Origin of the sequence: Paraburkholderia sp. BCC1884, assembly GCF_900996225.1 — a bacterium.
GTDB lineage: Bacteria > Pseudomonadota > Gammaproteobacteria > Burkholderiales > Burkholderiaceae > Paraburkholderia.
In genome coordinates this window covers 167664-193478 of the sequence record NZ_CAAJGL010000123.1, presented here as the reverse complement: position 1 = coordinate 193478, position 25815 = coordinate 167664, and the positions used below count along the sequence as shown (strand labels likewise).

Sequence of the window (25815 nt, the reverse complement as noted above, 5' to 3'; positions counted from 1 at the left end):
ACTACCCTTCGAACCCCGAAGGTACGATGGTCGTCAGCCTCCGCCAAATCTACGCTAGTCACATCCGGATACAGATGAATCCGGCTTCCGGTTGGGACCCAGCGAATCAGCGACAACGTTGAAAAAGCGCATCCCACGAATAAACAACGTTCTATTTGCGGAGCAGATCAAATGAAAACTTCCAGCATCAGCCTGGCCGCCGCGGTCTTGTCCCTCGGTATGGCATTGTCGGTCGTATCGCCGGCGACCTACGCAGCACGAGGCGACGCGCGTCTCGAATATTACGGACAAAGCATCGACACGATGATTGCCGATTTCATGCAGGAAAAACACATTTCCGGCTTGAGCATGGCCATCGTCGAAGCGCCCTATATTCCCCGCGTCGCAGGCTATGGCGAAAGCGACACTACCAAAAAACTGCTCGCGTCTCAGGGAACGCTCTGGAACATCGGCCCGATCACGCAAGGCTATACGGCAGTCGCGGTGATGCAGCTGGTCGAAGCCGGAAAGATGGATCTTCACGCACCGATCGCCCACTATGTTCAGGGCCTGCCGTCCGCCTGGTCGAAGCTGACGGTGATGCAATTGCTACAACACGCTACCGGTCTCGCTGACTATCGACAAGCGGCGGGCTATGACGCGACCCACGAGTATCAGCCGCAGGAGCTCATTGATCTGGTGAAGGACAACAAGCTGGCATTCAAGCCGGGGACCGCGGTGGCCCAGAGCGCGACGAATTTTCTGCTGCTGGGTATGGCAATCGAAACGGCTAGCGGCATGAGCTATCACGACTTCATCTGGAACGACCAGATCAAGCCGTTGAATCTGACGCACACCATGTTCATTGAAGACTTTCCCGCGCACGCCGCTATCGACCCGGTCGAGAAGACCGGCATGCGCCACCACATGTTCACCACCGACGGCCACTATATCAACCCCGTGGAGCCATCTGCCGGCTACCGGCTGGTCAATGGAAAGCTGGTCGATGCGCCGCCCGCAACCTCGTCGAGCTCGTTGGCGTTCGGTTCGTTGTGGGCTTCGGCGGAAGATGTCAGCACCTGGGATATCGCGCTGGCCGGCAACGAGGTGATCAAGGATGCAGCGCACCGCGATCTCGTCTACAAGCCGACCCGGCTCGACAACGGCACGGTGGTTCCGGCTATGGCCGGCTGGCAGTTCACGAAGCATAAGGGCTTCATGGATATCAAGGGCAACGCGCCGGGCTATAGCGCTTACCTGAGCCGCTTTACCGATCCCGATGAATTGGTCTGCGTGACGCTGCTGGCGAACACCGAAGGTGTCGATCTGACCGATCTCGCACGGCGCATTGCCGCAGCCTATGACGCCCGTCTGGGCTCGGGTAACGATCCCGCGCAAACGTCCACGTATGAGAGTGTATTCGGCGTGAAGGAAACGGCGGCACGCCTCGAAAAGAACATCAAAGCGGCGAACGGCCAGATCTTCGCGCACTTCGATCACCAGATGAACGCGCAGCAGGCGGGACTCACGATGCGGCCGACTGAAGTACTCGTGTTCGGCAATCCGACAGCCGGCACGCGACTGATGCAGGAACAACCGGGTATCGCCAGCGAATTGCCGTTGCGCGTCGCGGTCTGGGAAGACGAGCGCGGCAGAACGTGGGTGAGCTACACCAATTTCGACCGGCTTGCGGAGCGCTATGGCATCCACGACGCCAGGACTATCGCAGCCATGAAAGCCGGCGTTGCTGAGCTCGTGCGCAAATCGAGCAGTGCCTATTGAACCGGGTGATCGGTCTGGCGTGCGCACAGCGCCGCCAGACACTCACCGTCTGACAAATACACCAATACCAATCATGAGGTTTGACATGTCGACCACTCTGCAAGGTTCGAAACGCCGGGACGTTCTCAGAACAATGGGCTTTGCCGCGCTCTCCGTCACCGCGCTGCTGCCGCAACGGCGAGCAGAAGCGAAGGACGCACATGACATCGAGATGTTGTCCGGGCTGGATGGTGCGACGGCGCTGACGCAACTCGGCAAGCGCCTCGCCGCAGCGCCGCGTCGTCGCAATTTCGAGTCTGTGCCATTCATGCTGACGGATCGTCAATACTGGGATTTCGACGCCGCCGAGGAGCTTTTACGCTATCGGAACAAAGCCCGTCAGGTCTGGGAAAACACGGATCTCGCCGGCCCGTGGCCGGGACTGATGCGCGAGGCGATGAACGGGCAGGTGTTCGCCAACGGCAATGCGGATTTTCTGGCGGTTTCGGCGACCCACGGTCTTGCGCACCTGGCGTTGTTCGCGCAACCGATGTGGGACAAGTACAAACTCTCCACGCTTGCGGGGCCGAAATTCGCAACGAACACGCTGATCGTGGAAAAACCAGGGGCTTCGCGATCGGACAGCGTTGAAGACGTAGCCGGGTTCTATGGGCCGGCGAATAACAACGTGACTTCGCTGCAGCGCCGTGGGGCGGTCTTTATCGCCTGTCACGATTCCATTCACGCCATCTCGCGCATGCTTCAGAGTTCGGCGGGGCAGCCTGCGGCATCGGCCGATAAAATTGCGGCTGATCTGTCTAACAATCTGATTCCCGATGTCGTGCTGGTCCCGAGCGTGGTGTCGTTCATGGTCGACCTCCAGAGCAGGGGGTTCACCTATTCGAAAGGCGGTTGAACGTTGCGGCAGGCGCCAGAGGGAAACGATGGAGCGCGGCGCGCTCCATCGCATGTGTCGTCGTTCGTTGTCGCTCGCACACGCCAGGTCGGTCTCACCAGGCTCCAGTCCGTGTGCGGGATAAGCAAGCCTGAATCAAACCGGGCTACGGCGAAGCGTGTCGCTTTTGATGCCAGGTTCGATACCCAACGTTTGCACCTTGCGGACCAGATCGGCCACCGAGCGGGCTGCCATCTTCCGCATCGCCTGTCCGCGGTGCATCTTCACCGTGACTTCACTGATATTCATTTCCGAGGCGATCTGCTTATTGAGCAGGCCGGCCAGCACGAAACTCACCACTTCGCACTCGCGAGGCGTGAGCGATTCATAAGACGTCCGCAACGACAACTCGGATTGCTCGACGAGCATTCTTTCACGGTCTTTCGCCAGCGCGTGCGACACCGCGTCGAGCATGTCCTGATCGCGAAATGGTTTCGCGAGGAAGTCCTGCGCCCCGGCTTTCATGGCTTTGACTGTCATGGCAATGTCGCCGTAGCCGGTCACGAAAACAACCGGCATGCGCAGGTTGCGGCTCGCCATTGCGTCCTGAAACTGCAGTCCGTTCTCGCCGCGTAAGCGGACGTCGAGAATCAGGCAGCTGGGCACGTCCTGTTTCTGATGATCGAGAAATTCTTGCGACGTCGCGAACGTCTCGACCGAGAGCCCCACTGATCGCAGCAGGCCAACCATCGCTCGCCGCACGGATTCGTCGTCGTCGACGACATAGACGATCGATGTTTCCATATTTGGGCTCGATTGGTTCGCGGCGGGATGTCGCGGTGGAATCATCTGGGGTGCTCCTTCGTCCATCGGTGCGACGCACTGGCTTGCTTGACCGGACCTGCGGTCGGCGCGCGCTCGTTGATTGTTATTAGGTTTGACTGACTCAGTCGGTTGTCACGGCGCGCGGTGCATCGAATCGGTGGTATCACGCTGCGCTGGCTCATTTTAGGCCAGCATGACCCTGCCGCGCCAGAGCCCCGCGATACTTTCGGGACGTACGGAGCAGGAACCTGTCGCCGGTCGCGGGGGACGGTCCGGCATGCTAACGAAGTGTAAGGAAGCCATGTCGTCGCGGAGCTGACCCGGCACACGGTTGGACCGCCAATAGAGCGATTACTTCTGGCGATGGGGCGGGTTGAGTGTGGCAGTGGCCGGGCAAGCGGCATGCGCCACTATCCATTGGTCTAGGGGTGTTCGCGAGCTGGTCTCCGTGCCGATCGGCGCAGCCCGACTGTTGGCGGCAAGAGGCGCATCGCGTCCCATACTTTAGTATGCTTTTCGTCAGACGACGCAGTCGATAGGCTGAGGTCAAGCCCTCGTCGAGTGCCGTCCCGGCCTCTGCAGGCATTCTCTATCGAGCACCGATTGCGCACCGAACCCATCAAGATTGTCGCCGTCGTGGAAGACGACGAGGCCATCAGGAACGCCACGGGCGGTCTCGTCCGCTCGCTTGGATGGCACGTGCGCCTGTTCGACTCGGCCAGTATGTTTCTGCAGTCGGCCGGCATCGCGCAAACCGACTGTCTGGTGTCGGACGTGCGGATGCCGAACATGTCCGGCATCGAAATGCACAACCGGCTCGTGCAGGCCGGCTACTCGCTGACCACCATTTTCATCACGGCGTTCACTACGCCGGCGCTCAACGCCAAGCTTCAGGAGCCGGGCGTGGTCGCCATTCTGGAAAAACCTATTGACGCCGCCGCCCTGGCCGATTGCCTCACGCGTGCGTTGGGGTTGCCTTGACTTTCGAGTCGCGCGACGGCAAGGCTGTATCGACCCAATCCGATGGTGACGGTCGCGAGGCGCAGATAACGGGACGGGTCGCCATCGGGAATAAGTACACCTGGTCAGGTGTTCCTGAATCAACTGCGCGAATGCGCTATGACAACTCACCTCCACGACTGGATTGAAAGATGAACTTTCACGACTCGTCGTTTGGTGCGTGCATTCGCTGACTGCACGTACACAGGCACGCACACTCGCCGTCCCTTAAGCCAGAAGACTCGAACTTCTGCCCCTGGTCTTTTCAAGGATTCCCGAAGTTTGCTGACGATGCGACAATGCCCGTCTCGCAGGACCACATAACTTCTCGATTAGAAGGGAGACGGGACAGATGCCATTCATGGTGCAACTCAAGTCGGTCGCCTTACTCAGTCTCGCGGCGGCCGCATTGATCGGCTCCGGTTACGCCAGTGCTCAGCCGCTTCGCTTGTCGGACGGGATCGTCAAGATCGGCGTGTTGACCGACCTGTCGGGTCTTTATTCGGCGGTGGGCGGACGGGGCGCCGTCGAAGCCGTGAGAATGGCGGCGGACGACTTCATGAAGGCCAATCCAGGCATCAAGGTCGAAGTCATCTACGCGGATCATCAGAACAAGGCTGATATCGCGGCGAGCAAAGCACGGGAATGGTTCGATACGCAGCAGGTCGACATGATTACGGATCTGGCTTCGTCGGGCGCGGGCCTTGCGGTAGTCGACGTCGCTAATCAGAAAAACCGCATAGCGATTGCCACCGGACCCTCTACCTCGGAATTGACCGGCACGAAGTGCACGCCCGTTAGCGTGCATTACGTCTACGACACTTACGCACTGGCTCACGGCGCGGGCGAGGCCATGGCGAAACGCGGCGGCAACAGCTGGTTTTTCATCGCGGCCGATTACGCGTTCGGCGAGGCACTCGTCAAGGACACGACCGAGGCCATCAAGGCGAACGGCGGCACCGTGCTCGGCACCGTGCGCGCGCCGCTCGAAACGGCTGATTTTTCGTCGTACATGCTGCAGGCGCAGTCCTCCGGCGCCAAGGTAATCGGGCTCGCGAACGCGGGCGGCGATTTCGTCAATGCGGTGAAGAGCGCGAATGAATTCGGTGTCACCCGCTCCGGCAAGCAGCAGATTGCGGGCATGCTGGTGTTCCTTTCCGACATTCACGCGCTTGGATTGCAAACCGCGCAAGGCCTCCAGTTCGCCACGGGCTTCTACTGGGACCTGAATGACGCGACCCGCAAATGGTCGAAGCGCTTTTACGACAAGATGAAAATCATGCCGACCCAGATCCAGGCCGGCGATTATTCATCGACCATGCATTATCTCGAGGCCGTCAAGGCGGCGGGCACGGACGACACGGCCGCCGTGATGAAGAAAATGAGAGAAATGCCGATCAACGACTTCTTCGCCACGAACGGCCGGATTCGCGAAGACGGCCGGATGGTGCACGACATGTATCTCGTGCAGGTCAAGAGCCCGGCGCAATCCCACTATCCCTGGGATTACTATAGTGTCAAAGCGGTGATACCCGCGGACAAGGCTTTCCGGCCGCTCGCCGAAAGTACTTGCCCACTCGTCAAGAAGCCGTAGTGAAAGTGTGCGTGCGGTAGGTGCACCCTGCACGACCGCACGCAAACACGAACTTATTGAAGCGCGCGGCCGTCCTGCTCTGCCATCCCGCCAGCGGGCAGGACCAGACTGAACACGGCGCCGTGAGGATCGCCCGGCGCGACCGTCAGTTCACCGCCATGGGCTTCGGCGATGGACCGGCATATCGACAGCCCCATGCCCATGCCCGATTGCTTGGTCGTCACGAATGGTTCGAAGAGCCGCTCGGCCACCTCGGGGGCGAGCCCCGGCCCCGTGTCCTCGACTCGTACGAGGGCGCGTTGTCCCTGCAGCGCTTCGCATGCCAAGGTCAGGACGCGAGGGCGTTCGTCCACGGCACTCATGGCTTCGGTCGCGTTCATGATCAGGTTCAGCACGACCTGCTGTACCTGAATACGATCGCCATTCACCCGTACTTCGTCCGGCGGGCGGTGGATGACTTCGACACGATGGTCCTGTATCTGGCCGCGCAACATCGTCAGCACTTCAAAGACGGCATCGCCGAGATCGAACACGCTGAAAGTCGGCTCCGATTGCTTCGCCATCGCCCGCAGACTTTTGATGACTTGTGACGCCCGCAAACTGTCTTCGGCGACGTTGGTGAGCATGACCCTCGCCTCGGCGACCTCGGGCGTCGGCCGGTCGAGCCAGCGCAAAGCGGCGCCGACCGACGTCTGAATGGCCATGAGCGGCTGGCTGACCTCGTGGACGATCGACACCACGAGTTCGCCCATGGTCGTCACCCGCGTCATTCGCGCCAGGTTGGCCAGTGCGCTGCTCAGCGCTTCTTCGGCTTTCGCCCGCGCCCGGTTTTGCTCGATCAGGTCTTCGTAGAGTCGGGCGTTGTCCACGGCGATCGCAGCCTGGCTTCCCAGTACCGACAACACGGCAGTCTTGTCGGCCGTGAACGCGCCGACGGCCAGTTCGTTTTCTACGTAGAGCACCCCGACCAGCTTCGCCTGTTTAAGGAGCGGCGTGCAGACAATCGAGCGGGAGCGGTTGCGCTGCACATACTCGTCGCGAACGAATGCGCCGATCTCACAGGCATTGTCCAGCACCACGTGCTTGCCCGTGCGAACGACGGCGTGTACCACCGAGGTCGCCACATCGGCAGACGAAATCGGCGAGGAGGCGACGCTAACGTCGATGCGTTCCGACCTTACCCGCGCCTGCGCTTCGATCCGCATCTCCGTGCCATGCGCCAGGGCTAGCACGCAGCGCCTGGCTCCTGCGTGTTGCAGCGCGGTCGTGACCAATGTTTCGATCAGGCGGGCCAGAACGATTTCGCTGGCGAGAGCGTTCGACGCCTTGATGACGGCCGCGATATCGAGTTGCTGAAAGGCCGGATCTTCCAGCCGTGGTGCCATGGCGGGGGGATCCATTTCGCGCAGCGAGCCATAGCGACGATCCAGCTCATCGGTCTTGGCGTGGGCGCCCCATTGCGCGTAAGCATGACGCGCGTCGCGCAGATAGGCGTGCGCGTTTTCCCTCAGTCCGCGCGTCAGGAAAAACGAAGCCGCAAGTTCATTGGCCACTGCTTCGATCGGCAAAAACCGGTTCGCTTTTGAATGGCGGATCGCTTCGTCGTAGAGGTGTTCCGCGCGAGCAGAAGCATCCTCTTGCCCGTCGAGTTGGGCGATCCGTGCGGCGACGAGGGCACTGCGGCCCGCGAAGTTGACTGGACAGGCTTGCGCCAAGGTAGCCAACTGGGCGGAATGCGCTGCGAGCGCGTCCCAATGAATGCGGCGGGCGTCTTCATCGACGGCCGCCGCATAAGCGTCGGCTCGCGTGAGCGCACCGTAGAAGTAATAGTCGATGACTTCGAGAATGGTTGTCGACGCACCAAGCGACGGCCGGGCCATCTGTTCGGCTTCGAGCGCCGCATGGGTCTGTCCGAATGTGAAGCGGGCCTGCAGACGGTACGTCCACTCGGAAAATGCCACGCTGGTCGTCGTGTCCCGCGCGGGTTCGTCGATAGAGGGGTGACCCACGATGCCCGTTTCGCGAAGGGCTTTCACGAGTTCGAGTTGGCCGCCCAATACCCCGAGGTACAGAGCGAACCGTGAAGCGCTCGCGATCGAGAAGCCTTTTTCCGCCTCGCGCTGAACCTCTTCGAGCGGCGCGCCCGCAAGAAGCAGAAGACTCGCCACGTTTCTCGCGCTGGAGACATCAAATACCAGATTGCCGATTTCCGACGAAATCCGGTAAGCCTGTTCGACAAACAGCGTGCACTCGTCGAGCGGTCGGGTCCACGGAATCACGAGGCTGCCAAAGCGCATGTAGACCCGCGACTTGTAGCGCGACTGGCCGCAACGGTCGATCACCTGAATGGCCAGCTTCCCAAATTCATAGCCGCTTGGATAGTCGCCATAGCGCGCGCCGTACACAAAATTCAGAAAGACGAATCCAAAGCTCGATGCATCGCACAAGCCGTGCTCGACGCTAAGGTTCGCTACATGCAGCAGGATGATGTCGAGCAGGTTCACGTCGATGAACAGCGCGGGTGGGATCATGTCCGCCAGCGCCTCGATGGCGCTGTGCCAGAGCGGATCGCTGATCGTGGGCAACTGCGCAAGCTCCGCTATTGTCCGGTCGCCGATACGCTGCTGCAGACTGGCAAATGCCTCGTCGACCTGCGCGTGCGTCGGCCTTGCTTCGATATGCAGGCCAAGGCGGCGCAGATAGTCGAGGCCCGCTTCCATGCCGAGATCGGCGCGACTCTGCGCGGTGTAAAGACCCGTTATCAGTCGCGTCAATTCGGCGCGCAACGTCATGCTGATCTCGCGAGTGCCCAGCCTTAGCAGCCGTTCCTCGGCGGGCTTGAGCATGCCTAGCAGGCATTCGCAGTCGGCACGGTAGAACTCGGCCCAATGCGTGGTCTCGTCTTCGGGTTCGGTGTTCAATAGCGCAGCCGCAGCGACGAAATAGGTCAGTGCCGAAGCATAGGCCGTCGCCGCTTTGGCTCGCCTGCCAGCCATGATGTTCAGCCTGGCGAAGCGCCGCCGTTCGTCGCCCGGCGCAACCTGCTCAATCCCGAAATTGATCTGGCTGACGATGTCGAACACATCCTCGACGGTCTGGTCGTCGATCACGCGCGCGATCATGCGCCGGCCGATCTCGAGGTGCAGGGCGATTCGCCCGTGCTCCGTCATCGAACCATAGGCGGCTTCGCGAAAGCGGTCATGTCTGAAGTGATATGCGTCTTCGGCGAGATACACGAGGTCGGTGCGCACGGCGTCGATCAGCGAATCGTGGAGATCGGCCTCGGAACACTCCATGGCTGTTGCGAGTGTCGTCACCGGCGCAAAACTGCCCAGACAGGAAAAATGTCTCAGCGCCGACCGTGTCGCGGCGCCGAGCCGGTCCAGGCGGCGCAGCATCAGGTCGATGACATTGTCCGTGTAGGCCTTGGCTCGAATGCGGTCGATGTCGCGGACGTGCAAGCTGGACTGGTGTTCGAATTCGATCAGGCCTTCCTGCGCCAGTTCGATTGCGAACTGAGTGGCAAAAAATGGATTGCCGCCGGTTTTCTCCTCGACGAGATCGACCACGGGATTGACCTGTTCGAGCGAGCATTGCAGGGTGCTCGCGATCAACCGTGCGGTGTCGTCACGACTGAGCGGCGCCAGTTCGAGGTGTTGCAGATTGGCGCGCTCAGATGCCATGAGTTGCCGCAGCGGATGATCCGCGCCAACCTCATTGCTGCGATAAGCACCGATCAGAAGAAGATAGGGCGCGCATGACTTTTCGCTCAGATGCACGAGTGCGCTCATCGTGCCTTCGTCCGACCACTGAAGATCGTCGAAGAAAAGAATCAGTGGACGCTCGGGTTTGCAGAACGCCTGGATCAGATCGGCAGCGGCGGTCAGGAATCGCTCCCGATCGACGGGCACGGTCGCGCCGTCATCCGCGAACTTATCGCCCAGGATCAGTTTCAGGTCGGGGATGACGGTCCACAGCATGCGTGCCTTGGACCCGAGCGCGTCGAGCAGACGACGCTGCGATACCAGAAACGTATCCTGATCTTCGCCGAGAATGGGACGGACGAGTTGCTCGATGATCTGAATCAGCGCCACATAAGGCGTCGAGCTATTGACCTGCTCGCAGGTGCCGGCCGCGAACAGATGCGACGACGCACCGAGCTCTTTGGTCCACTGGCTCACGAGGGAGGTCTTGCCGGCACCCGAATATCCGTTCACCAGAATCAGTTGCGACGCTTCGCCGGCGGCAGTTTGCTCGTACGCGCTTCGCAGAACGCCGGTTTCGCCTTCTCGTCCGAACAGTTGCTGCGAGGTGCGCTGGTACCCGGACAGGCCGGGTATGTCCAGCGGAAACAGGCTGATCCACTCGCCGGCCCTCCACATCGTCTCGCAGCGTTCGAGGTCGGCGCTCAGGCTGGCGGCTGACTGATACCGCTCCTCGGGACCTTTCGCGAGAAGCTTCATGACGATTATCTCGATCTGTCTGGGCAGTCCCGCGACCAGCTCGGATGGCAGCGCGGGGCGCCGGGCGAGGTGCGCATGCACGAGCGCCAGCCGGTCGTCGCCGGCGGCCGGCAAGCTGCCCGTCAGCATTTCATAGAACGTGCAACCGAGCGAGTACAGATCGGCGCGTGCATCGATGCGACGATTCATCTGCCCACACACTTCGGGAGCCATATATTCCACTGCGCCCTGACCCGCATGCCGCAAGTCGCTTTCGCGATGTTTCGGGTCGTTGCGAAACGCACAGCCGAATCCTGTCAGCCGCGCGGCGCCGTCCGGGGTCACGAGAATGTTATCGGGGTTCAGGTCGCAGTGAACGAGACCCTGCTCATGCGCACCGCTCAACGCGGAACTGATGCCGGTTGCCAGTCGCAGGAAAACGTCGATGGGCAAGGGCGCCCGGCATTTGTCACGGAGCAGGTCGCCGCCGGGATCGTCCAGCATCAGCACGAGCTTGTTGTTCTGATGCAGCAGGTCGGTTGGCCGTGCCGCCCAGGGTGAATGTAACTCGGCGCGCAAATCGTATTCGTGATGTAGCCGGCGAGAAGCGTCACGTTCAGCGTGTGGGTTTTCGATCGACGCGAACAGAGCCCGTGCCGCCGTAGGACTCGTGCCACGCTGCAGCACCCGCGGCGCGGGGCGAAGCAGGACGAGTGAATAGTCGGTCAATTCCGTCATGGGCGCCGTTGTAAAAAGAAATTCGTCGTGATCTGTCTGTAGCCGCAGAGATCTTGCGATCTAGAACATCGCGAACCGGTTGTTCTCATGCCGACAGTATATTGCCGTGGCCGCTTTGCAATCCTCTTCTTTCAGCGCTGTGGCTGTAATCAACTCTATTTGATCGCACGCTACTACACGGCCGCCCGGTGTAGGCCTTCTGAAGGCGTGCACGAATCTTCCAGATGGCGAGTTTGAGACGAACGCGCTATTTTTTGAGCCGTTTGAATGCTCGTGCGCCTAAGCAGTTCCTCTACAGTAGACGCGACGCAATCATCTGGGCACGCGGATCGCGACTCGAGCGCGTTCGTCCCGCATCGTATTCAGTGCAGGGGAATGACCATTGGTTCGCCGCACCCCTTCAATTGAAGAAATGTAGGTACCGGAATCATGAGAAACGACACCGTGTCAGGCTTTACAGAACGAGCGCGAAAGAACCAGGAAGAACTTCTGTTGAATCTGGAATCCAGGTTTGACTATATTGTTTGTGGAGCAGGGACTTCAGGTTGCGTGGTCGCAGCAAGACTTGCATCTGATCCCAAGGTCAAGGTGCTGCTTCTCGAAGCAGGCCTCGACGACGAAGCCGATCTGATTTCCGATCCCAACAAATGGCCAATGACGCTGGGTAGCGAATTCGACTGGGGCTTTGCCGCGGCACCCAACCCGCATCTCAACGGAAGAGCTATTCCTTACTCGATGGGGAAAGGGCTCGGCGGCGGGTCCAGTATCAACGTATCAACCTGGTCAAGAGGGCATCAGGCGGACTGGGATTTTTATGCCGCTGAAACAGAGCATGCAGCGTGGAGTTACGAAAACGTTCTCGCGCTCTACCGGAATCGAATCGAAAGCTGGAACGGAAACCCCGATCCAGATTACCGCGGTACCGGTGGCGCAGTGCATGTCCAGCCGGCAGCGAATCCTCACGAATTTTCCACGGCGCTGCTCAAGGGTGCCGAATCGGCGGGCTTGAGCCGCTTTCCCAACGCAAACGGTCGCATGATGGAAGCGGAGGGCGGGTGCGCGCTCGTCGACGAAACAGTGACGGACGGCAAAAGACGTTCGCTATTCCGCTCTTATGTTTATCCGTTGATGGATCAGCCTAATATCACCGTACTGACTGGCGCACTGGTGACTCGGATTACCTTCGATAAGCGCCGTGCCACAGGTATCGATTTTGAACACCGGGGCAAATCGATCCACGTCGATGCCACGGGCGAAATCGTCCTCTCTCTGGGTGCGATTCACACGCCGAAGTTGCTCATGCAGTCCGGTATTGGCGACCGCGCAGAACTGGCCCGCTTCAACATTCCAGTCGTGCAATCGCTCCCGGGTGTTGGGCGTAATCTCCACGATCATGTTTCGTTTGGGTGGGCGTGGGAAAACACCGGCAAGACCTTGCCCGCTGAACCGAGAAGTCAGACTGCATGCTTCTGGAAGTCGCGTGACGATATCGGGAGCCCTAATTTTTACGCGTATGCCATTCAAGGTCCAGTAACGACGCCGGAGATCGCGAAGCGCTTCAGTCCGCCTGCGTCTTCCTGGTCATTGGTAGTGGGTATGCGGCCGAGTAGTCGAGGCTCGGTCCATCTGACTGGCGCAAGCCCGTCGGACCCGATGAGAATCGAGGCAAACTATCTCGCCGAGGCGCAGGACCTCGAAGATCTGATGGCGGGGCTCGCCACCGCGCGAGCGATCGGCAATTCGGAAGCTTTACGCCCCTATAGCGGCCGCGAAATCATGCAAGGCGCTTTGCACGAGAATGGAATCGAACAGTTTTTCCGCGATGCAGCCAGTACGTTTTGGCACCAGTGCGGCACTGCAAAAATGGGCCGTGACGAAATGTCCGTGGTCGACGGGGAATTGAAGGTATACGGCGTTGAAGGTCTACGTGTCGCCGATGCCTCGGTTCTTCCTCGTGTGACGACGGGAAACACGATGGCGCCCAGTGTGGTGATTGGCGAGCAGGCAGCACTATTCCTACAGCGGGACCGTCTGTCATAAATTCAGAAGAAGCGTCTATCTATAACTTGACCGGAGCTCATCATGTCTGTTTCATCCATTAGTACACTGGTTGGACAAACGTATCAGCCTACAGGCGCAGAGTCCTCGGACACCGCCAATACAGCTGACTCGTCAGGCGCAGCGGCCGCCGGCGATGCCGCGCAATCCTCCGGAAACACGGGGGCGTCAACTTCAACGGACTCCCAGTCCTCGTCGAGCATGATCTCGCTCACTCCCGGGGCTCAGGGACTCGCGTCGCTCGCAGCGGCGGGCATCACGTTTGAAACGGAAAGCTTTGCGAGTATGGGTTTAACGGCTAACGACTTCCAGAACGCACAAACCCCTGAGCAATTCAGCGCGTTGTGGCAGAAAGTGGCGAAGGCAGGTCCGACAGCGCAGGGTTCCGTGTCGCAATCGGACTTCGAGAAATTCGCCTCGAAGCTCGGTGCGACGAAAGACGAAGCGGATCAAATGTTTGAGGCCTTCGACACCAACCAGGACGGTTCGATCTCGAACGAAGAGTTTCTGGTCGGCCTCGCCCGTACATTGAAGGACGGCAGTAGTCCATTCGCTCAATCGATTCTTCAACTGATGGACACTAACCACAACGGGTCAGTTGACGCCTCGGAGTTTGGCGCGGTCGAGTCGTCGTTTGTGCAAGCTGAAAAACCGGCTGGCTGAGCTTTATTGGAGGGCGCGCGGGCGCGCGCTCTAACCAGCGCTTCGGGAGCAGTGTTGAATACAAAAGACAGGAACGGTATTCCTCACCGTTAGTCCCCAAACGGGTTACCCGTGTCTTTCACCTCAATACTGAGGTTGTATTCCGCACGCACAGCCTTGAGCACGTTCTCTATGTCGCGCTCGAAGCCGACCGCGTTGCCGAAGTGAGCCATGTTCCAGTTGCAGCCGGTCTTGTCAGCCTCTTGCAACTGTGGCCGAGGCACACGAATCTTCACGCCATCTTCGACGATTTCCTGCAGTCGATGGATCCGCCGGTTGACCTCTTGCTGAAGCTGCGAAGCGTTGAGCATCTTGCGTATCATCCAGGTCTCCTTGCGATTGCTCAAGTCAGTCCAGCGTAACTAAGTCGCTTAACGCCTTGGCGCCGACAGCGCCGCGAGCCGATTATCGCAGTCCAAACGTCGGTTATGACGCTGCCCGCTATGAGTCAGGACGTCTCTCACGTTCAGCAAGACGTCAATTCAACATCTTTTCCTCTGAACGCAGCGTCAGGATGCGCACGCCGTTTCCCGTCACGGCGACGGTATGCTCGAATTGCGCGGACAGTTGTCCATCGTGCGTAACGACTGTCCAGCCATCGTCCTCGGTCCGAACGGCATGCCGTCCCTGGTTGATCATCGGCTCGATGGTGAACACCATGCCTTCTTGTAGCACCAGACCCGTTCGCGGTTTTCCCCAATGCAGTACCTGAGGAAGCTCGTGCATTTCGCGCCCAATGCCGTGGCCACAATATTCCCTCACGACCGAATAACCGTTTCTCCGTGCGTGCCGCTCGATCGCGTGCCCGATGTCCCCCAGTCGCGCGCCGGGACGAACGGCCTTGATGCCTTTCCACATCGCTTCATAGGTGATTTCCACGAGCCGCCTGGCCGCAGGCGATACCTCACCAAGCAGATACGTTTTGCTGGAATCCGCGATATAGCCGTTCTTCTCTAACGTGATGTCGAAATTAACGATATCGCCGCTTTGCAATATCTCGGTCGCCGACGGAACGCCGTGGCAAACCACGTTGTTACGAGAGGAATTCAGCGCGTAGGCATAGCCATACTGACCTTTGCTTGCGGGGCGGGCATTGAGTTCGTTGACGATGAGACCATCGACCAGATCGTTCACCTGCATCGTCGACATGCCGATCATGTTCAACCCGTCCAGATGCTCAAACACATCGGCTAGCAATTTGCCGGACTCTGCGAGCAACAGGATTTCTTCTGGCCGCTTGGTCACGTCGACGCCACCCTGACGGCCTGCGGCTTCACGCCGGCTGCTCGCAGTTCTTGCGTAACGATTTCATGGAAACTCTGTGTCGGGTTCATTTCGCACAGCATGCCAATCTTGATCCAGAACGCCGCTTGCGCGTTGATCGAACGGCACGAAACCTGGCTCGCTTTGCGGATCTGATCGTGCAGATCGTCGTCGATATTTACAATGCCCATGGCATCCTCGATATATGAAACATATACAGATCATATACGCTTACTGCGTGGGAGCGCAAGCGGGCCTCACCTTTCGTTGGTAACCTGGATCGTTGCTGAAATAGACCGAAACGTTTTCCGCGGCAAGGCACGATCGATGCGGGTGACATCGCAAACCCGCAGATCGAAGAGGTCACAGCTGCGCGGTCGGCGGTCGATTGCGGGGATTAAACTCTGGGCACCGGCTAGCCCTTGTTCCAATCCCCCTCGGTCTTCATGGCACACTCGCACTGGAGCGTTCCAAACCGGCGTGGCTCGACGGCCGGTTCACGCCGAAACTTGCCGGATGGGCAACAGGCGTCCGAGCCGATGTCGTTGCAGGTGGCTTTCGTTAAAATCTGCTCTCGATTTAATTATTCGTCTATTACTGGAGGCGACGGTGCCAGGCTTACTTCCCAATGTCGACCGCGAGGGACTCCTCGAATATTCAGTCGTTTACACCGACCGATCAATCAATCATATGTCGCAGCTCTTCCAGGGCGTGGTCCGCGATATTTCCAGCAGCCTGAAAAAAGTCTACAACGCAAAGTCGGCCGTCATTGTCCCGGGCAGCGGGACATTCGGCATGGAAGCCGTGGCCCGGCAGTTCGCGACTAACAAAAAATGTCTGGTCATCCGCAATGGCTGGTTCAGTTTCCGCTGGTCGCAAATTTTCGACATGGGCGGCATTCCGTCTGAATCGATCGTGTTGAAGGCTCGTCCGATCGAACCGGGAAGGCAGGCCGCCTATGCGCCGCCTCCGATCGAAGAAGTGGTCGCGGCGATCAAGGAAAACAAACCGGATCTGGTCTTTGCGCCGCATGTCGAAACCGCATCCGGGATCATGTTGCCCGACGCCTATTTGCGGGCGGTGTCCGACGCCGTTCATGCCGTCGGCGGGATGTTTGTACTGGATTGCATCGCCTCCGGAACGATCTGGGTCGACATGCAGGCCAGCGGCATAGACGTCCTGATCAGCGCACCGCAAAAAGGATGGAGCGCCTCGCCTTGCTGTGCAATGGTCATGCTGAGCCCCCTTGCCCGCGAGCGAATCGACGCAACAACCAGCACCAGCTTCGCTTGCGATCTCCGCAAATGGCTGCAGATCATGGAAGCCTACGAGGGTGGCGGCTTCGCGTACCACGCCACGATGCCCACAGACAGCCTCGCGACGCTGCGCGACGTCATGAAGGAAACCGAGGCATACGGCTTCGACAAGGTGCAAGCAGAGCAGCTTGAACTCGGCAAGCGCATTCGCTCACTGCTGACTCGTGCGGGTTTCAGAAGCGTTGCAGCCGAAGGTTTTCAGGCTCCGGGCGTCGTGGTCAGCTACACGGACGATGACGGCATACGATCCGGCAAGCAATTCGCCGACGCAGGTCTGCAGATTGCGGCCGGTGTTCCTCTTCAATGCGACGAGCCTGAAGACTTCAAGACCTTCCGGATCGGATTGTTTGGCCTGGACAAACTGCATGACGTTGAAGGCGCGGTGGGCCGGCTTGCCAAGGCGTTGGGCAGTATTGTCTAGCGTGCTCGTCCGGACCGTGCAGGTCCTAACCGCTTTCACCGGCAACCGCGCTCAGTGCTTCGTGACGTGCGTCGCTCGATCCCCAGTGGGGATCGAGTGATAGGGGTTTGACAACATCAGTGCAGGGCGTGGACGCTGCTGATAGCCTCATCATCGTCTTCATCGGAAGAAGCGTGGTCGAGGATCGCACACCGGAAGTCCAATTTGACGCGCAGGATGGCTGATTCGATGCGTGCATCGCCGCGATGGCCACTTAGGCGAGTATTGATTGCCGCCTCGACGGAGAGAATCGCCTGCTCGACGCTCTCCGGGTCATCGCTATCGAACCCGACCTCAACCTCGATGCTCTCCAGCAGATTTAACGCTGTGGCAATGTCCTCTGAAGCGACGAATAGCGTCTCGGCATTTTCTCTCATCTACCACCCCGTTGAGTTGTCTAGCGTCCTCAGACAAGTGCGAGTTGCACGTCTATCGTTGCACATCCAGAACAAACCTGCCGGGCGACGTGAGCGGTGTTGGGTTCGAAACAACAAAAGGGTTGCTGCGCGCAGTGAAGCGAATAGAATTGAACGTTCCAGCCTGATACGTGGTCATGTCGATCGCGAAAATCCCGTAGCTCTCAACCTGTCAGGAACGCTCGACCACACGTGCGTGCTCCCGGCACTTCAGCTCAGCAGTTCCTCATCGCGACATCGTGCCCGCTTATCTCGGCGGGTCGCCGCAGACGCTACCGCCGCTGCCTGAAGACTCGCGCCCGGACCAGTCTATTACGCAACGGCGGCGCTCGGCCTGATCTCGGTTGACGCGCGCAGGTCAATCATCAAACGCAACATGCGCTCACGGCAGGCGGCTAAGCCTTCGATAGCGACCCGGCGCTACGTCTGTCGCGCATGATCGACAGCAGGAAGGCTGTCAGGCCGCAAGCCGCGATCAGCGTGATCAATGCGACCTTGCCCATGTGGACCAGCACCCAGCCTCCCACAGCCGGAAAGCCGAACACGCCGGCGAAGTACGCCACCACAAACCACGTCAACGCAGCCTGGCGGTGTATCGCATGCGAATCGTTGACGGCCTGCACCTGGATGATCGGATAGGCAAGGCCATAACCCGTGCCGAGCAACACGGCGCTCGCGGTATGGAACATCGGGTGATACGGCGCGGCGAACATGGCGAGGACGCCGAGCACCATCAAGCCGAGCAGCACTTTCGTGGCAGCTTCGCGAGGCACGTTGACGACCAGCCGGCCGAGCAGCCAACGCGCCACCACGACCGTGAACGTGTAGAAGCTGAAAAAGGCGCCCGCCTGTGAACCGGTGCCTTGCATCAGCGACATCTGGAAGGTCATCAAACCCGAAAAGACGCAGGCGCACAGCGCGATCATAAGGATCGGATAAGCCGCGCGCGTGCGGACAATGGCTCCGATATTGCGCAGCCCCTGCACCTGGACGAGCGAGGTGGACGAATGCGGCGAACGCCGGGCAAATATTTCCAGCAGTAGCGCCGCAACCGCGCACAGACCACCGACGACATAGAGCACGCCACCGACCGACCAGTGCAACGAGCGAATCGCAAACGCCGCCACCGCCGGGCAGCCGCCGATGCCCATCATCTGGATCGTGCCGAAACGCAGAAACCAGGCGCCGCGCTCGGCATCGCTGGTGCGCTCCGAGAGCGTCATGGGCGCGGCCAGACTGAATGCACCCCAGCCGAAGCCTACCAGGAAGCCGGGCATCGAACCCAGCGCGCTCATCGGCGGGACCAATGCGAAGGCGGTGACACCGAGACCAATACACAGGGCCGCGAGCGCGCTCAGACGAGCGGCGCCGATGCGCGGCGCGAACCAGTCGACCAGCGGCAAGCTGAGAAAGGTGCCGATCATGGCTTCGACCAGCGCGACACCCGTGTTCAGATCGCTGCCGCCGGCGGTCCGGAAATGCATGGAGAGCAGAAACGTCGCGCCATAGCCACTCGCCGCGAGCAAGGTGCCGGCCAGCACGAAGAGTGCATTCAATGGTCGCATGACGCCGAACCCTTATGAAAGCCTAAGCCGAAACCGCCCGCAAGGCGTTGACGAACCGTTCGTCGGCGAGATAGGCAACGTTGAACCGACAGTATGCTGACACTTGGTCCGGTGTGGGCGAAAACACGGCGCCCGGTGCAAGGGTGACGCCGCGCTCGAGCATCGCCTTGGCGAGTTTCAACGAGTCGGGCCACTCGGGCAGCGCAGCCCACAAATACATGCTCTGGTCGCTTTCCTTGAAGATGTGCGCGTCCAGTTTCTTCAGCGCCCGCTTCGCGGTTTCCGTGGCGCGCCGCAGTTTGTCCTGAAGTTGATTGGTATGGCGCCGCCCAGATTGAGGACTTCGGATTTGGCCTGTAGCTGCGCCGAACTTCACGGCTTGCACGAACGCGTTGCCCGCCAGTTCATGGCCCGATACGCCGGTGGGGAAGCCGAGGTAGTTCTCTGCAAGGCTGTGTATCAGCGCGAACGGTGTACACATCGAGAAACAATTCTGTCAATTGGCTTTCGCCGGATCGACGCATGAGTCGAGTGCGAGCGTCGGCACATTCGCTCTTATCGGCTTTTGTATCGCAATGTATCTGGATCGTTGAGCGATACATAACGTTGCACCGGCGGCCGAAGCGGACATAAGTCAGATACGTCGGCCGGGTCTAATGCGTCCATGCTAGTCGAGTAGGCGCTGCCAGGCGTGGCAGGGCTCACAGGAGCCCTTGACTGCCGCTACCTCCTTCACAGCTTTCGTACACAAAGGGAAACGAGCCATGTCTGATCAGATCAATATCCGCCGCCGCCGTCTGCTCGGCACCACCGTTGCGGGCCTCAGCTTGCTGGAATTGGGCTTGAGCGGAATCGCCAATGCGCAGACGGCTGACACCAAAGCGGGCGCGCGCGTCACCTCGTTCGACAATCTACGACAGATCGACGCCGGCACACTCAACGTGGGTTATGCGGAAGCGGGTCCGCAGAATGGCCCGGTCGTGATCCTGCTGCACGGCTGGCCCTACGATATCTATAGCTTTGCCGAAGTCACGCCCTTGCTCGTCGCGCAGGGCTATCGCGTCATCGTGCCGTATCTTCGCGGCTACGGCACGACGCGATTCCTGTCCGCGGACACGCCGCGTAACGGCCAGCAGGCAGTGGTTGCCGTCGACATCGTGGCCTTGATGGACGCGCTGAAAATCGATAAGGCCATTTTCGGCGGTTTCGACTGGGGCGCACGTACCGTGGATGTGATCGCTGCATTGTGGCCGGAGCGCGTCAAGGCGCTGGTGTCGGTGAGCGGCTATCTGATCGGCAGCCAGGAAGCCAACAAGACACCGTTGCCGCCGAAAGCGGAACTGGCCTGGTGGTATCAGTTCTACTTCACGACCGACCGCGGCTACGCGGGCTACGACAAGAACCGTCACGACTTCAACAAGCTGATCTGGCGTCTCGCATCGCCGAAATGGGATTTCGACGACGCTACGTTCGATCGCACGGCCCAGTCGTTCGACAATCCGGATCACGTGGCAGTGGTGATTCACAACTACCGCTGGCGCCTGGGTCTGGTGCAGGGCGAGTCGAAATACGATGCTCTGGAAGCCCGTCTGGCGAAAGGGCCGACTATCTCGCTGCCGACCATCACGATGGAAGGCGACGCCAACGGTGCGCCGCATCCGGAACCGGCGGCTTACGCAAAGAAGTTTACCGGCAAGTACGCGCACCGCAACATCGGCGGCGGTATCGGCCACAACCTGCCGCAAGAGGCACCGAAGGCGTTTGCCGATGCGATCATCGACGTCGCGCGTTTCTGATCGTACGCAACGGAGACATGCAAATGCGACGAATTCGGACTGTCCATCTCGTGCTTCACGCGGCGCTTCTGCTTGGCGTCGTGGCGGATCACGCCGCTGCGGAGCCTGCTAAGTCGGCGCCGTCGCCGATCTACGGGGTCACGATTCCCGATGGCTACCGCAAGTGGCAAATGATCGCCCCGGCCGAAGAAGCCGCGCCGCTCGACGAACTGCGCGTCGTGCTCGGTAATCCCGCTGCCATCGAGGCCATCGAGAACGCGACGCTGCCGTACCCCGACGGGACCATTCTGGTGAAGCTCGCGTACAAGCGTAAGCAGTCGCCGGAATTCCCTTCGGCGACGATTCCCGGCGCGCCCACGACAGTCCAGGTGATGGTGAAGGATTCGCGCCGCTATGCCTCCACGGGCGGCTGGGGTTTTGGCCGCTTCGTCAACGGACAGCCGGTCGACGCCGCGCAGCATCAGACCTGCTTCGCCTGTCATGCGGCGCGTGTGAAAGATCGCGACTATGTCTTTACGCGATTTGCGCCGTGACGGCGACGTCCGCCTCGGCCGTGCACTATAGGCCGCCACTATTTCTTCACCGAGACTCTGATGAGCGACGATCTGCTGAAAGGCTCCTGCCATTGCGGGGCTGTTAAATTCGAACTTCGTACTCCCTTTCTGCCGGCGGCGCGCTGCAACTGCAGTTTGTGCCGGCGCAAGGGCGCGCTGATGACGCCGCTGTTCCCCAAAAGTGCGTTGACGATCCTGCAGGGCGAAGATTCGCTGACGGTGTACCAGTTCAATACACGCGTAGCGAAGCACTATTTCTGCAAGCATTGCGGCATCTACCCGTTCCATCAGACGCGCAAAGATCCGGCGCTCTGGCGTGTGAACATCGGCTGCCTCGACGGGGTCGATCCGTATGCGTTCGAAGCCGGCGTCGCCGATGGCGCGAGCCTCTCGGTGGTGGAGGACGCATGAAACGCCTGTTCGCTATCCTTGCCTTCATCGCGGGTGGTTTCACCACCGAAATGACGCATCCGCTGCAGTGCGAGCTGGTCACGGCCAGCCGCGTGCAGGTCAAACGTCCCAAGCGCTGATGCCATCATGGAGACGATCGACCATGTACTGGTAGTCGACGACGATCGCGGCATTCGCGAGTTGATCGCCGGCTACCTCGAGAAAAACGGCATGCGCGTTTCGCTCGCCGCGAACGGCCGGCAGATGCATACCTTGCTGAGAGGGGCGCAGAGTATCGTTTGCTGCGGGTGTTTCTCGACAACCCACAGCGGGTCCTTACTCGCGATCAGTTGCTCAGTCTGACCCAGGGGCGCCAGGCCGACCAGTTCGACCGCTCGATCGCCCTGATGGTGAGCCGCCTGCGTCAGCGTTTGCGCGACATCGCACGCGAGCCGCGTTACATCAAGACGCTGCGCAGCGAAGGCTATGTCTTCTCGGCAGCGGTCATCGCAATCGAGGAGCCTCAATGAACCCGTCCGCTTCGCTGCGCTGGCCGCGCACGCTGTTCGCAAGGCTGACCGTGATCCTGTTCGTGGGGCTGGCCTCGGCGCAGGCGCTGTCGTTCTGGCTGACGCGGACCGAGCGCGACCAGACCATGACGAACGTGATGATGGGGTACATCGAACGCGAGGTGGCCAGCTCGGTTGCGCTGCTCGACCATCTGCCGGCGGACGAACGTGCGCAGTGGCTACCGCGCCTCGCGCGGCGCAGCTATGAATTCATCCTGGGGCCGGGCATAACCGGTGGTCCGCTCGACGCGCAATTGTCGGCACGCGTCGCGCAATCCATTGCCGATGGCATCGGCACGCGTTATCCGCTCACCGTGAACTCGGCGCCGGGCGACCGCGAGCGCCTGCAGGTGCATCTGAAACTCAGCGACGGCACGCCGCTGACGATCGACATGCGGCCGATGTCGGGCGCGCCGCTGTCGCGCTGGCTGGTGTTGGTGATGCTGCTGCAACTGGCGGTGCTGGTGGCGTGCTGCTGGTTCGCCGTGCGCCTGGCGACGCGCCCGTTGCACAAGCTGGCCGAGGCGGCCGACACACTCGGTCCCGATCTGAAAGCGGCCCGCTTGCCGGAAGACGGGCCGTCCGAAGTGGCGCGCGCCGCGCGAGCATTCAATTCGATGCAGGACCGGATAGCGATGTACATGACCGAGCGCATGCAGATTCTTGCGGCGATTTCGCACGATCTGCAAACGCCGATTACCCGTATGCGTCTGCGGGTGGACACGATGGAGAGCGAGGCGGAAAGCGTGAAGCTGCGTCAGGACCTGCAGGAGATGGAAGCGCTGGTGAAAGAGGGCGTGACGTATGCCCGCACGCTGCACGGCGCGACCGAAGTGCCGCTTCGCATCGACCCGGACGCACTGTTCGACAGTCTGGTTTGCGATTACGTCGATGCCGATCAGGCCGTGTCGCTGCAAGGCCACTTCGGCGCACCGTTGATGACACGCCCGCAGGCGCTGCGCCGGATCGTTGGCAACCTGGTGGACAACGCACTGAAGTTCGGCGACTCAGCGCAGATCGATGTCGCGGCGTCGCCGGATGGCCACGCCACGATTGCCGTCTCGGACCGCGGGCCGGGCATACCGGCGGAGTCGCTGGAGGCGGTGTTCCAGCCGTTCTACCGGCTCGAAGCATCGCGCAACCGCAGCACGGGTGGCACAGGTCTCGGGCTTGCCATTGCGCGCCAGTTGGCGCTCGCGATGGATGCCACGCTCTCGCTTCATAACCGCGTGGGCGGCGGCCTGGAAGCCAGATTGACCTTGAAAAACCTGCACTGACGAACGCCGCTTCGCCGCGTAGCGTTTTCCGTTTTTCGCTACGAACGCACTGCCAGTCGCTCGACTGCGAATTTTGCCAGACGCCGAAGCGCAGCGGGCGCCATGCCCGCGCGAGCGTTCAACTGAAGGCTTTGCATGGTGGCGCCGACGTATAGCGCCGCTTCTTCCACGTTCATTTGCGGCTCGATCTCGCCGTTAAGCTGTGCTTCTGCAATCCGGGCGACGAGTTGTTCCTTGAGCCGCTTCGCGCCGCCCGCTCTGATTGCGTTCACGTCGGCGTCCGTGGCACCGAATTCGCTGGCGCTGTTGACGCCCATGCAGCCGTTTGCACGGTCGATGGCGTTGTCAGCGATCGTGCCCAGTAGCAACGCCTTGATGCCGGAGAGCGCGGAAGAGCCGCGTGTCAACCGCGCGATATGCTCTGAAACGCTTTGCTCCTGATAGCGATCCAGTGCCTCGAGGTACAGCTTGCGTTTGTCGCCGAACGCGTTGTAGAGACTCTGCCGACCAATTCCCATGGCCGCAAGCAGCTCTTCAGTGGACGTGCCCGAATAGCCCTTGGACCAGAACACGCGCATGGCGCAATCCAAGGCTTCCTCCCGGTCGAATTCACGTGGTCTCACCATGCCTCCATCGTACTGATTGTGGACTGTTCTGTCAATAAGTATCGGTAAAACCCGATTTTTGCTAGGCCGTCTGCGGGGCGCTCGACGCGAACATTGGCATGCGCTCCTGAATCCACTTGAGCAATTCGAGCGGCCCTGCAGCGAGCGGCCGATCGGTTTTGATCAGCACTCTAGCCTGAGCGTTCTCGAACAGCGGATGCGCAATTGGGACCGTGGTCAGTTCATCGGCTGCCAGTTCGCGGTAAGCGGCAAATTCACCGATCAGCGTCATGCAATGACCGACCGTCACGAAGCGCTTTAACGCGCCCAGCGAGTTGGTCGTCAGCGTCGCGCGGATCGTCACGTTCTCGGTCAGTTCAAGCATCGCCACGACATGCTGCGCGCGTGGGCGCACGAGGAAGCGGGTTGGTCACCTCAACGCTACTTCAATTCTGTCGGAAAAGATCAATGACTAAGCTTCTCAGGAAACTCTTCGGCTCCGCGCTGCTACTCCGTGGTTGGTTCGTATTGCAGGTTTCGCACGCTGCACCGCCCCGGGGGTTGAAGGGAAAAAATGTCGTACTGGTGCACGGGGCTGCCGCAGCGGCGCATGATCGCCGCAACGCAAGGGCCGTGGACATCGGGATGCCTGAACGACAAGGTCACGACAGCGGCGTGGCACGAGAAGCCGTCTTACTTCGCGGTTGCCGGCGAGGACAGGATGATCGACCCGCACTTGCAACAGACCATGGCCAAGGACATCGGTGCGCACGTCACGAACGTCGATTCGAAAGGCAGTAGATACATGTGCCGGGGAGAGCGTCCAAGGCTAGCGTGAGGTTCCCGACACGCTCTACCTCGTCACGATGATCATGACCTGTGAAATATTGCTGATACTGGTCACGCGGTGCGGCGTAACCGAATTGAAATAAAGACAGTCGCCAGCTTCCAGCTGCCAGATCTTCGCATGACCGTCGAGCTTCACCTCGAACTCGATGGAACCGGACATGACATATAGGAACTCTTCGCCAGGATGCTGGAAGTACTCCTCGTGTTCTACGCCTTCAACGAACGTAAATAGAAAGGGCTCCATTTTTTTGTGAGCCAGCTTGTGTTCAAGCGTAACGAACTCGAACCCATAGGCGGTGCCACCTTTCGAAACGGGGCGACGCTCCCAACTGTGAACGACGGAGATTGGCGAGTCGTCGACCTCTGCTTGAGCATCGTCGGGTGCATCGACGAAAAAATAGCTGAGATCCTCACCGAGGCAGTGGCCAAGGCGCGCCAGCGTGGCGAAGGGCGGCGCCTCCATGCAGTCCACGATCTTGGCGAGATACTCCTTGCTAAACCCCGACAAAGGGGCTAACGCATCCAGCGTCACTCCTCGATCACGCATCAATGCGCGCAAGCGCATGCAAACCCGCTGTTCTTCGGCGGCAGTGTCGTTCGTGGCCACTCTCGAGCCAGCATTTTTCCTTCCGACGAACGAGTGCTCTTCGGAGGGCGGATTCGTATCTGCATTTGTCTGACCCATCGCCCGTCCGCCTCTTATCCTGCGCTGCTTGGGATAACGAAAGTCTACGGCGCTGTCTCCTAAAACACAACTTACTG

Annotated in this window: 22 protein-coding genes and 3 pseudogenes; 14 read left to right on the top strand and 11 right to left on the bottom strand. The window is 60.1% G+C overall.

What is annotated here, in order from left to right:
• Positions 1-171: 171 nt before the first annotated feature.
• Both FQ705_RS28455 and FQ705_RS28450 read left to right on the top strand, forming a co-directional pair.
• Positions 172-1761, top strand: coding sequence for a serine hydrolase (locus tag FQ705_RS28455; protein ID WP_144147109.1), 1590 nt, complete (start codon positions 172-174; stop codon positions 1759-1761).
• The gene (locus tag FQ705_RS28450) at positions 1751-2656 is read left to right on the top strand and encodes a transcriptional initiation protein Tat (protein WP_144147106.1); all 906 of its coding nucleotides are present in this window, start codon (positions 1751-1753) and stop codon (positions 2654-2656) included. Before FQ705_RS28455 ends, FQ705_RS28450 begins: the two co-directional genes overlap by 11 nt.
• Positions 2657-2791: 135 nt before the next feature.
• Here the strand turns inward: FQ705_RS28450 and FQ705_RS28445 are convergent, their stop codons facing one another.
• On the bottom strand, positions 2792-3439 hold the full coding sequence (locus FQ705_RS28445; RefSeq protein ID WP_260854645.1) for a response regulator transcription factor: 648 nt from the start codon (positions 3437-3439) through the stop codon (positions 2792-2794).
• A 624-nt stretch (positions 3440-4063) separates the two neighbouring features.
• Here FQ705_RS28445 and FQ705_RS28440 point away from each other — a divergent pair.
• Positions 4064-4441 (top strand): response regulator, encoded by a 378-nt coding sequence (locus FQ705_RS28440; protein WP_144147100.1) that lies wholly within the window; start codon positions 4064-4066, stop codon positions 4439-4441.
• Positions 4442-4811: 370 nt separating this feature from the next.
• The gene (locus FQ705_RS28435) at positions 4812-6053 is read left to right on the top strand and encodes an ABC transporter substrate-binding protein (RefSeq protein ID WP_144147097.1); all 1242 of its coding nucleotides are present in this window, start codon (positions 4812-4814) and stop codon (positions 6051-6053) included.
• A gap of 53 nt (positions 6054-6106) precedes the next feature.
• Here the strand turns inward: FQ705_RS28435 and FQ705_RS28430 are convergent, their stop codons facing one another.
• A complete protein-coding gene (locus FQ705_RS28430; RefSeq protein WP_144147095.1) occupies positions 6107-11233 on the bottom strand; it encodes an AAA family ATPase in 5127 nt (1708 codons plus the stop codon).
• A gap of 429 nt (positions 11234-11662) precedes the next feature.
• Between FQ705_RS28430 and FQ705_RS28425 the strand changes: the two genes are divergently transcribed.
• On the top strand, positions 11663-13273 hold the full coding sequence (locus FQ705_RS28425; protein ID WP_144147092.1) for a GMC family oxidoreductase: 1611 nt from the start codon (positions 11663-11665) through the stop codon (positions 13271-13273).
• Between the two features lie 42 nt (positions 13274-13315).
• The gene (locus FQ705_RS28420) at positions 13316-13954 is read left to right on the top strand and encodes an EF-hand domain-containing protein (RefSeq protein ID WP_144147089.1); all 639 of its coding nucleotides are present in this window, start codon (positions 13316-13318) and stop codon (positions 13952-13954) included.
• An 89-nt stretch (positions 13955-14043) separates the two neighbouring features.
• Here FQ705_RS28420 and FQ705_RS28415 read toward each other — a convergent pair whose 3' ends face one another.
• The 3 genes from FQ705_RS28415 to FQ705_RS28405 all read right to left on the bottom strand — a co-directional run bounded on the left by FQ705_RS28415 (position 14044) and on the right by FQ705_RS28405 (position 15447).
• A complete protein-coding gene (locus FQ705_RS28415) occupies positions 14044-14316 on the bottom strand; it encodes a hypothetical protein (protein WP_144147086.1) in 273 nt (90 codons plus the stop codon).
• 154 nt (positions 14317-14470) lie between these two features.
• Entirely contained in the window at positions 14471-15238 is a 768-nt protein-coding gene (map, locus tag FQ705_RS28410; protein ID WP_144147083.1) for a type I methionyl aminopeptidase, read from the bottom strand.
• On the bottom strand, positions 15235-15447 hold the full coding sequence (locus tag FQ705_RS28405) for a ParD-like family protein (protein ID WP_144147080.1): 213 nt from the start codon (positions 15445-15447) through the stop codon (positions 15235-15237). The genes map and FQ705_RS28405 overlap by 4 nt, the downstream gene beginning before the upstream one ends.
• Positions 15448-15865: 418 nt before the next feature.
• Between FQ705_RS28405 and FQ705_RS28400 the strand changes: the two genes are divergently transcribed.
• Positions 15866-16993 (top strand): aminotransferase class V-fold PLP-dependent enzyme, encoded by a 1128-nt coding sequence (locus FQ705_RS28400; RefSeq protein ID WP_144147078.1) that lies wholly within the window; start codon positions 15866-15868, stop codon positions 16991-16993.
• Between the two features lie 116 nt (positions 16994-17109).
• On the opposite strand, the gene FQ705_RS28395 is transcribed toward FQ705_RS28400, so the two are convergent.
• The 3 genes from FQ705_RS28395 to FQ705_RS28385 form a co-directional block, all read right to left on the bottom strand.
• Positions 17110-17409, bottom strand: a complete 300-nt coding sequence (locus tag FQ705_RS28395; RefSeq protein WP_144147075.1) for a hypothetical protein — start codon at positions 17407-17409, stop codon at positions 17110-17112.
• Positions 17410-17843: 434 nt separating this feature from the next.
• A complete protein-coding gene (locus tag FQ705_RS28390; protein WP_144147072.1) occupies positions 17844-19013 on the bottom strand; it encodes an MFS transporter in 1170 nt (389 codons plus the stop codon).
• 22 nt (positions 19014-19035) lie between these two features.
• Entirely contained in the window at positions 19036-19494 is a 459-nt protein-coding gene (locus tag FQ705_RS28385) for a hypothetical protein (RefSeq protein WP_260854644.1), read from the bottom strand.
• A 283-nt stretch (positions 19495-19777) separates the two neighbouring features.
• On the opposite strand from FQ705_RS28385, the gene FQ705_RS28380 reads away from it, so the two are divergent.
• The 6 genes and pseudogenes from FQ705_RS28380 (at position 19778) to FQ705_RS28360 (ending at position 23599) form a co-directional block, all read left to right on the top strand.
• Positions 19778-20809 carry an alpha/beta hydrolase gene (locus FQ705_RS28380; RefSeq protein WP_144147069.1) on the top strand — a complete coding sequence of 344 codons (1032 nt, stop codon included), beginning with the start codon at positions 19778-19780 and terminating at the stop codon, positions 20807-20809.
• Positions 20810-20832: 23 nt separating this feature from the next.
• Positions 20833-21342 (top strand): cytochrome P460 family protein, encoded by a 510-nt coding sequence (locus FQ705_RS28375; RefSeq protein WP_144147066.1) that lies wholly within the window; start codon positions 20833-20835, stop codon positions 21340-21342.
• Positions 21343-21402: 60 nt separating this feature from the next.
• A complete protein-coding gene (locus tag FQ705_RS28370) occupies positions 21403-21774 on the top strand; it encodes a GFA family protein (protein ID WP_144147062.1) in 372 nt (123 codons plus the stop codon).
• Complete coding sequence (locus FQ705_RS34680; protein ID WP_260854643.1) at positions 21771-21893, top strand: hypothetical protein; 123 nt, start codon at positions 21771-21773, stop codon at positions 21891-21893. Before FQ705_RS28370 ends, FQ705_RS34680 begins: the two co-directional genes overlap by 4 nt.
• A 7-nt stretch (positions 21894-21900) precedes the next feature.
• Positions 21901-22283, top strand: a pseudogene (locus FQ705_RS28365) (DNA-binding response regulator).
• Positions 22280-23599, top strand: coding sequence for an ATP-binding protein (locus FQ705_RS28360; protein WP_144147059.1), 1320 nt, complete (start codon positions 22280-22282; stop codon positions 23597-23599). The pseudogene FQ705_RS28365 and the gene FQ705_RS28360 overlap by 4 nt, the downstream one beginning before the upstream one ends.
• Positions 23600-23637: 38 nt before the next feature.
• Here FQ705_RS28360 and FQ705_RS28355 read toward each other — a convergent pair whose 3' ends face one another.
• Both FQ705_RS28355 and FQ705_RS28350 read right to left on the bottom strand, forming a co-directional pair.
• Positions 23638-24225 (bottom strand): TetR/AcrR family transcriptional regulator, encoded by a 588-nt coding sequence (locus FQ705_RS28355; protein ID WP_144147056.1) that lies wholly within the window; start codon positions 24223-24225, stop codon positions 23638-23640.
• A 61-nt stretch (positions 24226-24286) separates the two neighbouring features.
• Positions 24287-24601: pseudogene (locus tag FQ705_RS28350) on the bottom strand (LysR substrate-binding domain-containing protein); the annotation flags it as partial.
• Positions 24602-24799: 198 nt separating this feature from the next.
• Between FQ705_RS28350 and FQ705_RS34675 the strand changes: the two are divergent.
• A pseudogene (locus FQ705_RS34675) lies at positions 24800-24994 on the top strand (alpha/beta hydrolase); the annotation flags it as partial.
• Between the two features lie 63 nt (positions 24995-25057).
• On the opposite strand, the gene FQ705_RS28340 reads toward FQ705_RS34675, so the two are convergent.
• Positions 25058-25738: a cupin domain-containing protein gene (locus tag FQ705_RS28340; protein ID WP_260854641.1), complete on the bottom strand. Its 681-nt coding sequence runs from the start codon at positions 25736-25738 to the stop codon at positions 25058-25060.
• Positions 25739-25815 lie beyond the last annotated feature (77 nt).

What these genes read in the sequence shown, in the direction of transcription:
- FQ705_RS28435 (WP_144147097.1), top strand. Translation starts at nt 4,812, where the DNA reads ATGCCATTCATGGTGCAACTCAAGTCGGTCGCCTTACTCAGTCTCGCG.
- FQ705_RS28395 (WP_144147075.1), bottom strand. Translation starts at nt 17,409, where the DNA reads ATGAGAGAAAATGCCGAGACGCTATTCGTCGCTTCAGAGGACATTGCC.
- FQ705_RS28425 (WP_144147092.1), top strand. Translation starts at nt 11,663, where the DNA reads ATGAGAAACGACACCGTGTCAGGCTTTACAGAACGAGCGCGAAAGAAC.
- FQ705_RS28385 (WP_260854644.1), bottom strand. Translation starts at nt 19,494, where the DNA reads ATGTGTACACCGTTCGCGCTGATACACAGCCTTGCAGAGAACTACCTC.
- FQ705_RS28340 (WP_260854641.1), bottom strand. Translation starts at nt 25,738, where the DNA reads ATGGGTCAGACAAATGCAGATACGAATCCGCCCTCCGAAGAGCACTCG.
- FQ705_RS28420 (WP_144147089.1), top strand. Translation starts at nt 13,316, where the DNA reads ATGTCTGTTTCATCCATTAGTACACTGGTTGGACAAACGTATCAGCCT.
- FQ705_RS28370 (WP_144147062.1), top strand. Translation starts at nt 21,403, where the DNA reads ATGAGCGACGATCTGCTGAAAGGCTCCTGCCATTGCGGGGCTGTTAAA.
- FQ705_RS34680 (WP_260854643.1), top strand. Translation starts at nt 21,771, where the DNA reads ATGAAACGCCTGTTCGCTATCCTTGCCTTCATCGCGGGTGGTTTCACC.
- FQ705_RS28390 (WP_144147072.1), bottom strand. Translation starts at nt 19,013, where the DNA reads ATGCGACCATTGAATGCACTCTTCGTGCTGGCCGGCACCTTGCTCGCG.
- FQ705_RS28455 (WP_144147109.1), top strand. Translation starts at nt 172, where the DNA reads ATGAAAACTTCCAGCATCAGCCTGGCCGCCGCGGTCTTGTCCCTCGGT.
- FQ705_RS28445 (WP_260854645.1), bottom strand. Translation starts at nt 3,439, where the DNA reads ATGGAAACATCGATCGTCTATGTCGTCGACGACGACGAATCCGTGCGG.
- FQ705_RS28375 (WP_144147066.1), top strand. Translation starts at nt 20,833, where the DNA reads ATGCGACGAATTCGGACTGTCCATCTCGTGCTTCACGCGGCGCTTCTG.
- FQ705_RS28430 (WP_144147095.1), bottom strand. Translation starts at nt 11,233, where the DNA reads ATGACGGAATTGACCGACTATTCACTCGTCCTGCTTCGCCCCGCGCCG.
- FQ705_RS28360 (WP_144147059.1), top strand. Translation starts at nt 22,280, where the DNA reads ATGAACCCGTCCGCTTCGCTGCGCTGGCCGCGCACGCTGTTCGCAAGG.
- FQ705_RS28415 (WP_144147086.1), bottom strand. Translation starts at nt 14,316, where the DNA reads ATGATACGCAAGATGCTCAACGCTTCGCAGCTTCAGCAAGAGGTCAAC.
- FQ705_RS28405 (WP_144147080.1), bottom strand. Translation starts at nt 15,447, where the DNA reads ATGGGCATTGTAAATATCGACGACGATCTGCACGATCAGATCCGCAAA.
- FQ705_RS28355 (WP_144147056.1), bottom strand. Translation starts at nt 24,225, where the DNA reads ATGGTGAGACCACGTGAATTCGACCGGGAGGAAGCCTTGGATTGCGCC.
- FQ705_RS28380 (WP_144147069.1), top strand. Translation starts at nt 19,778, where the DNA reads ATGTCTGATCAGATCAATATCCGCCGCCGCCGTCTGCTCGGCACCACC.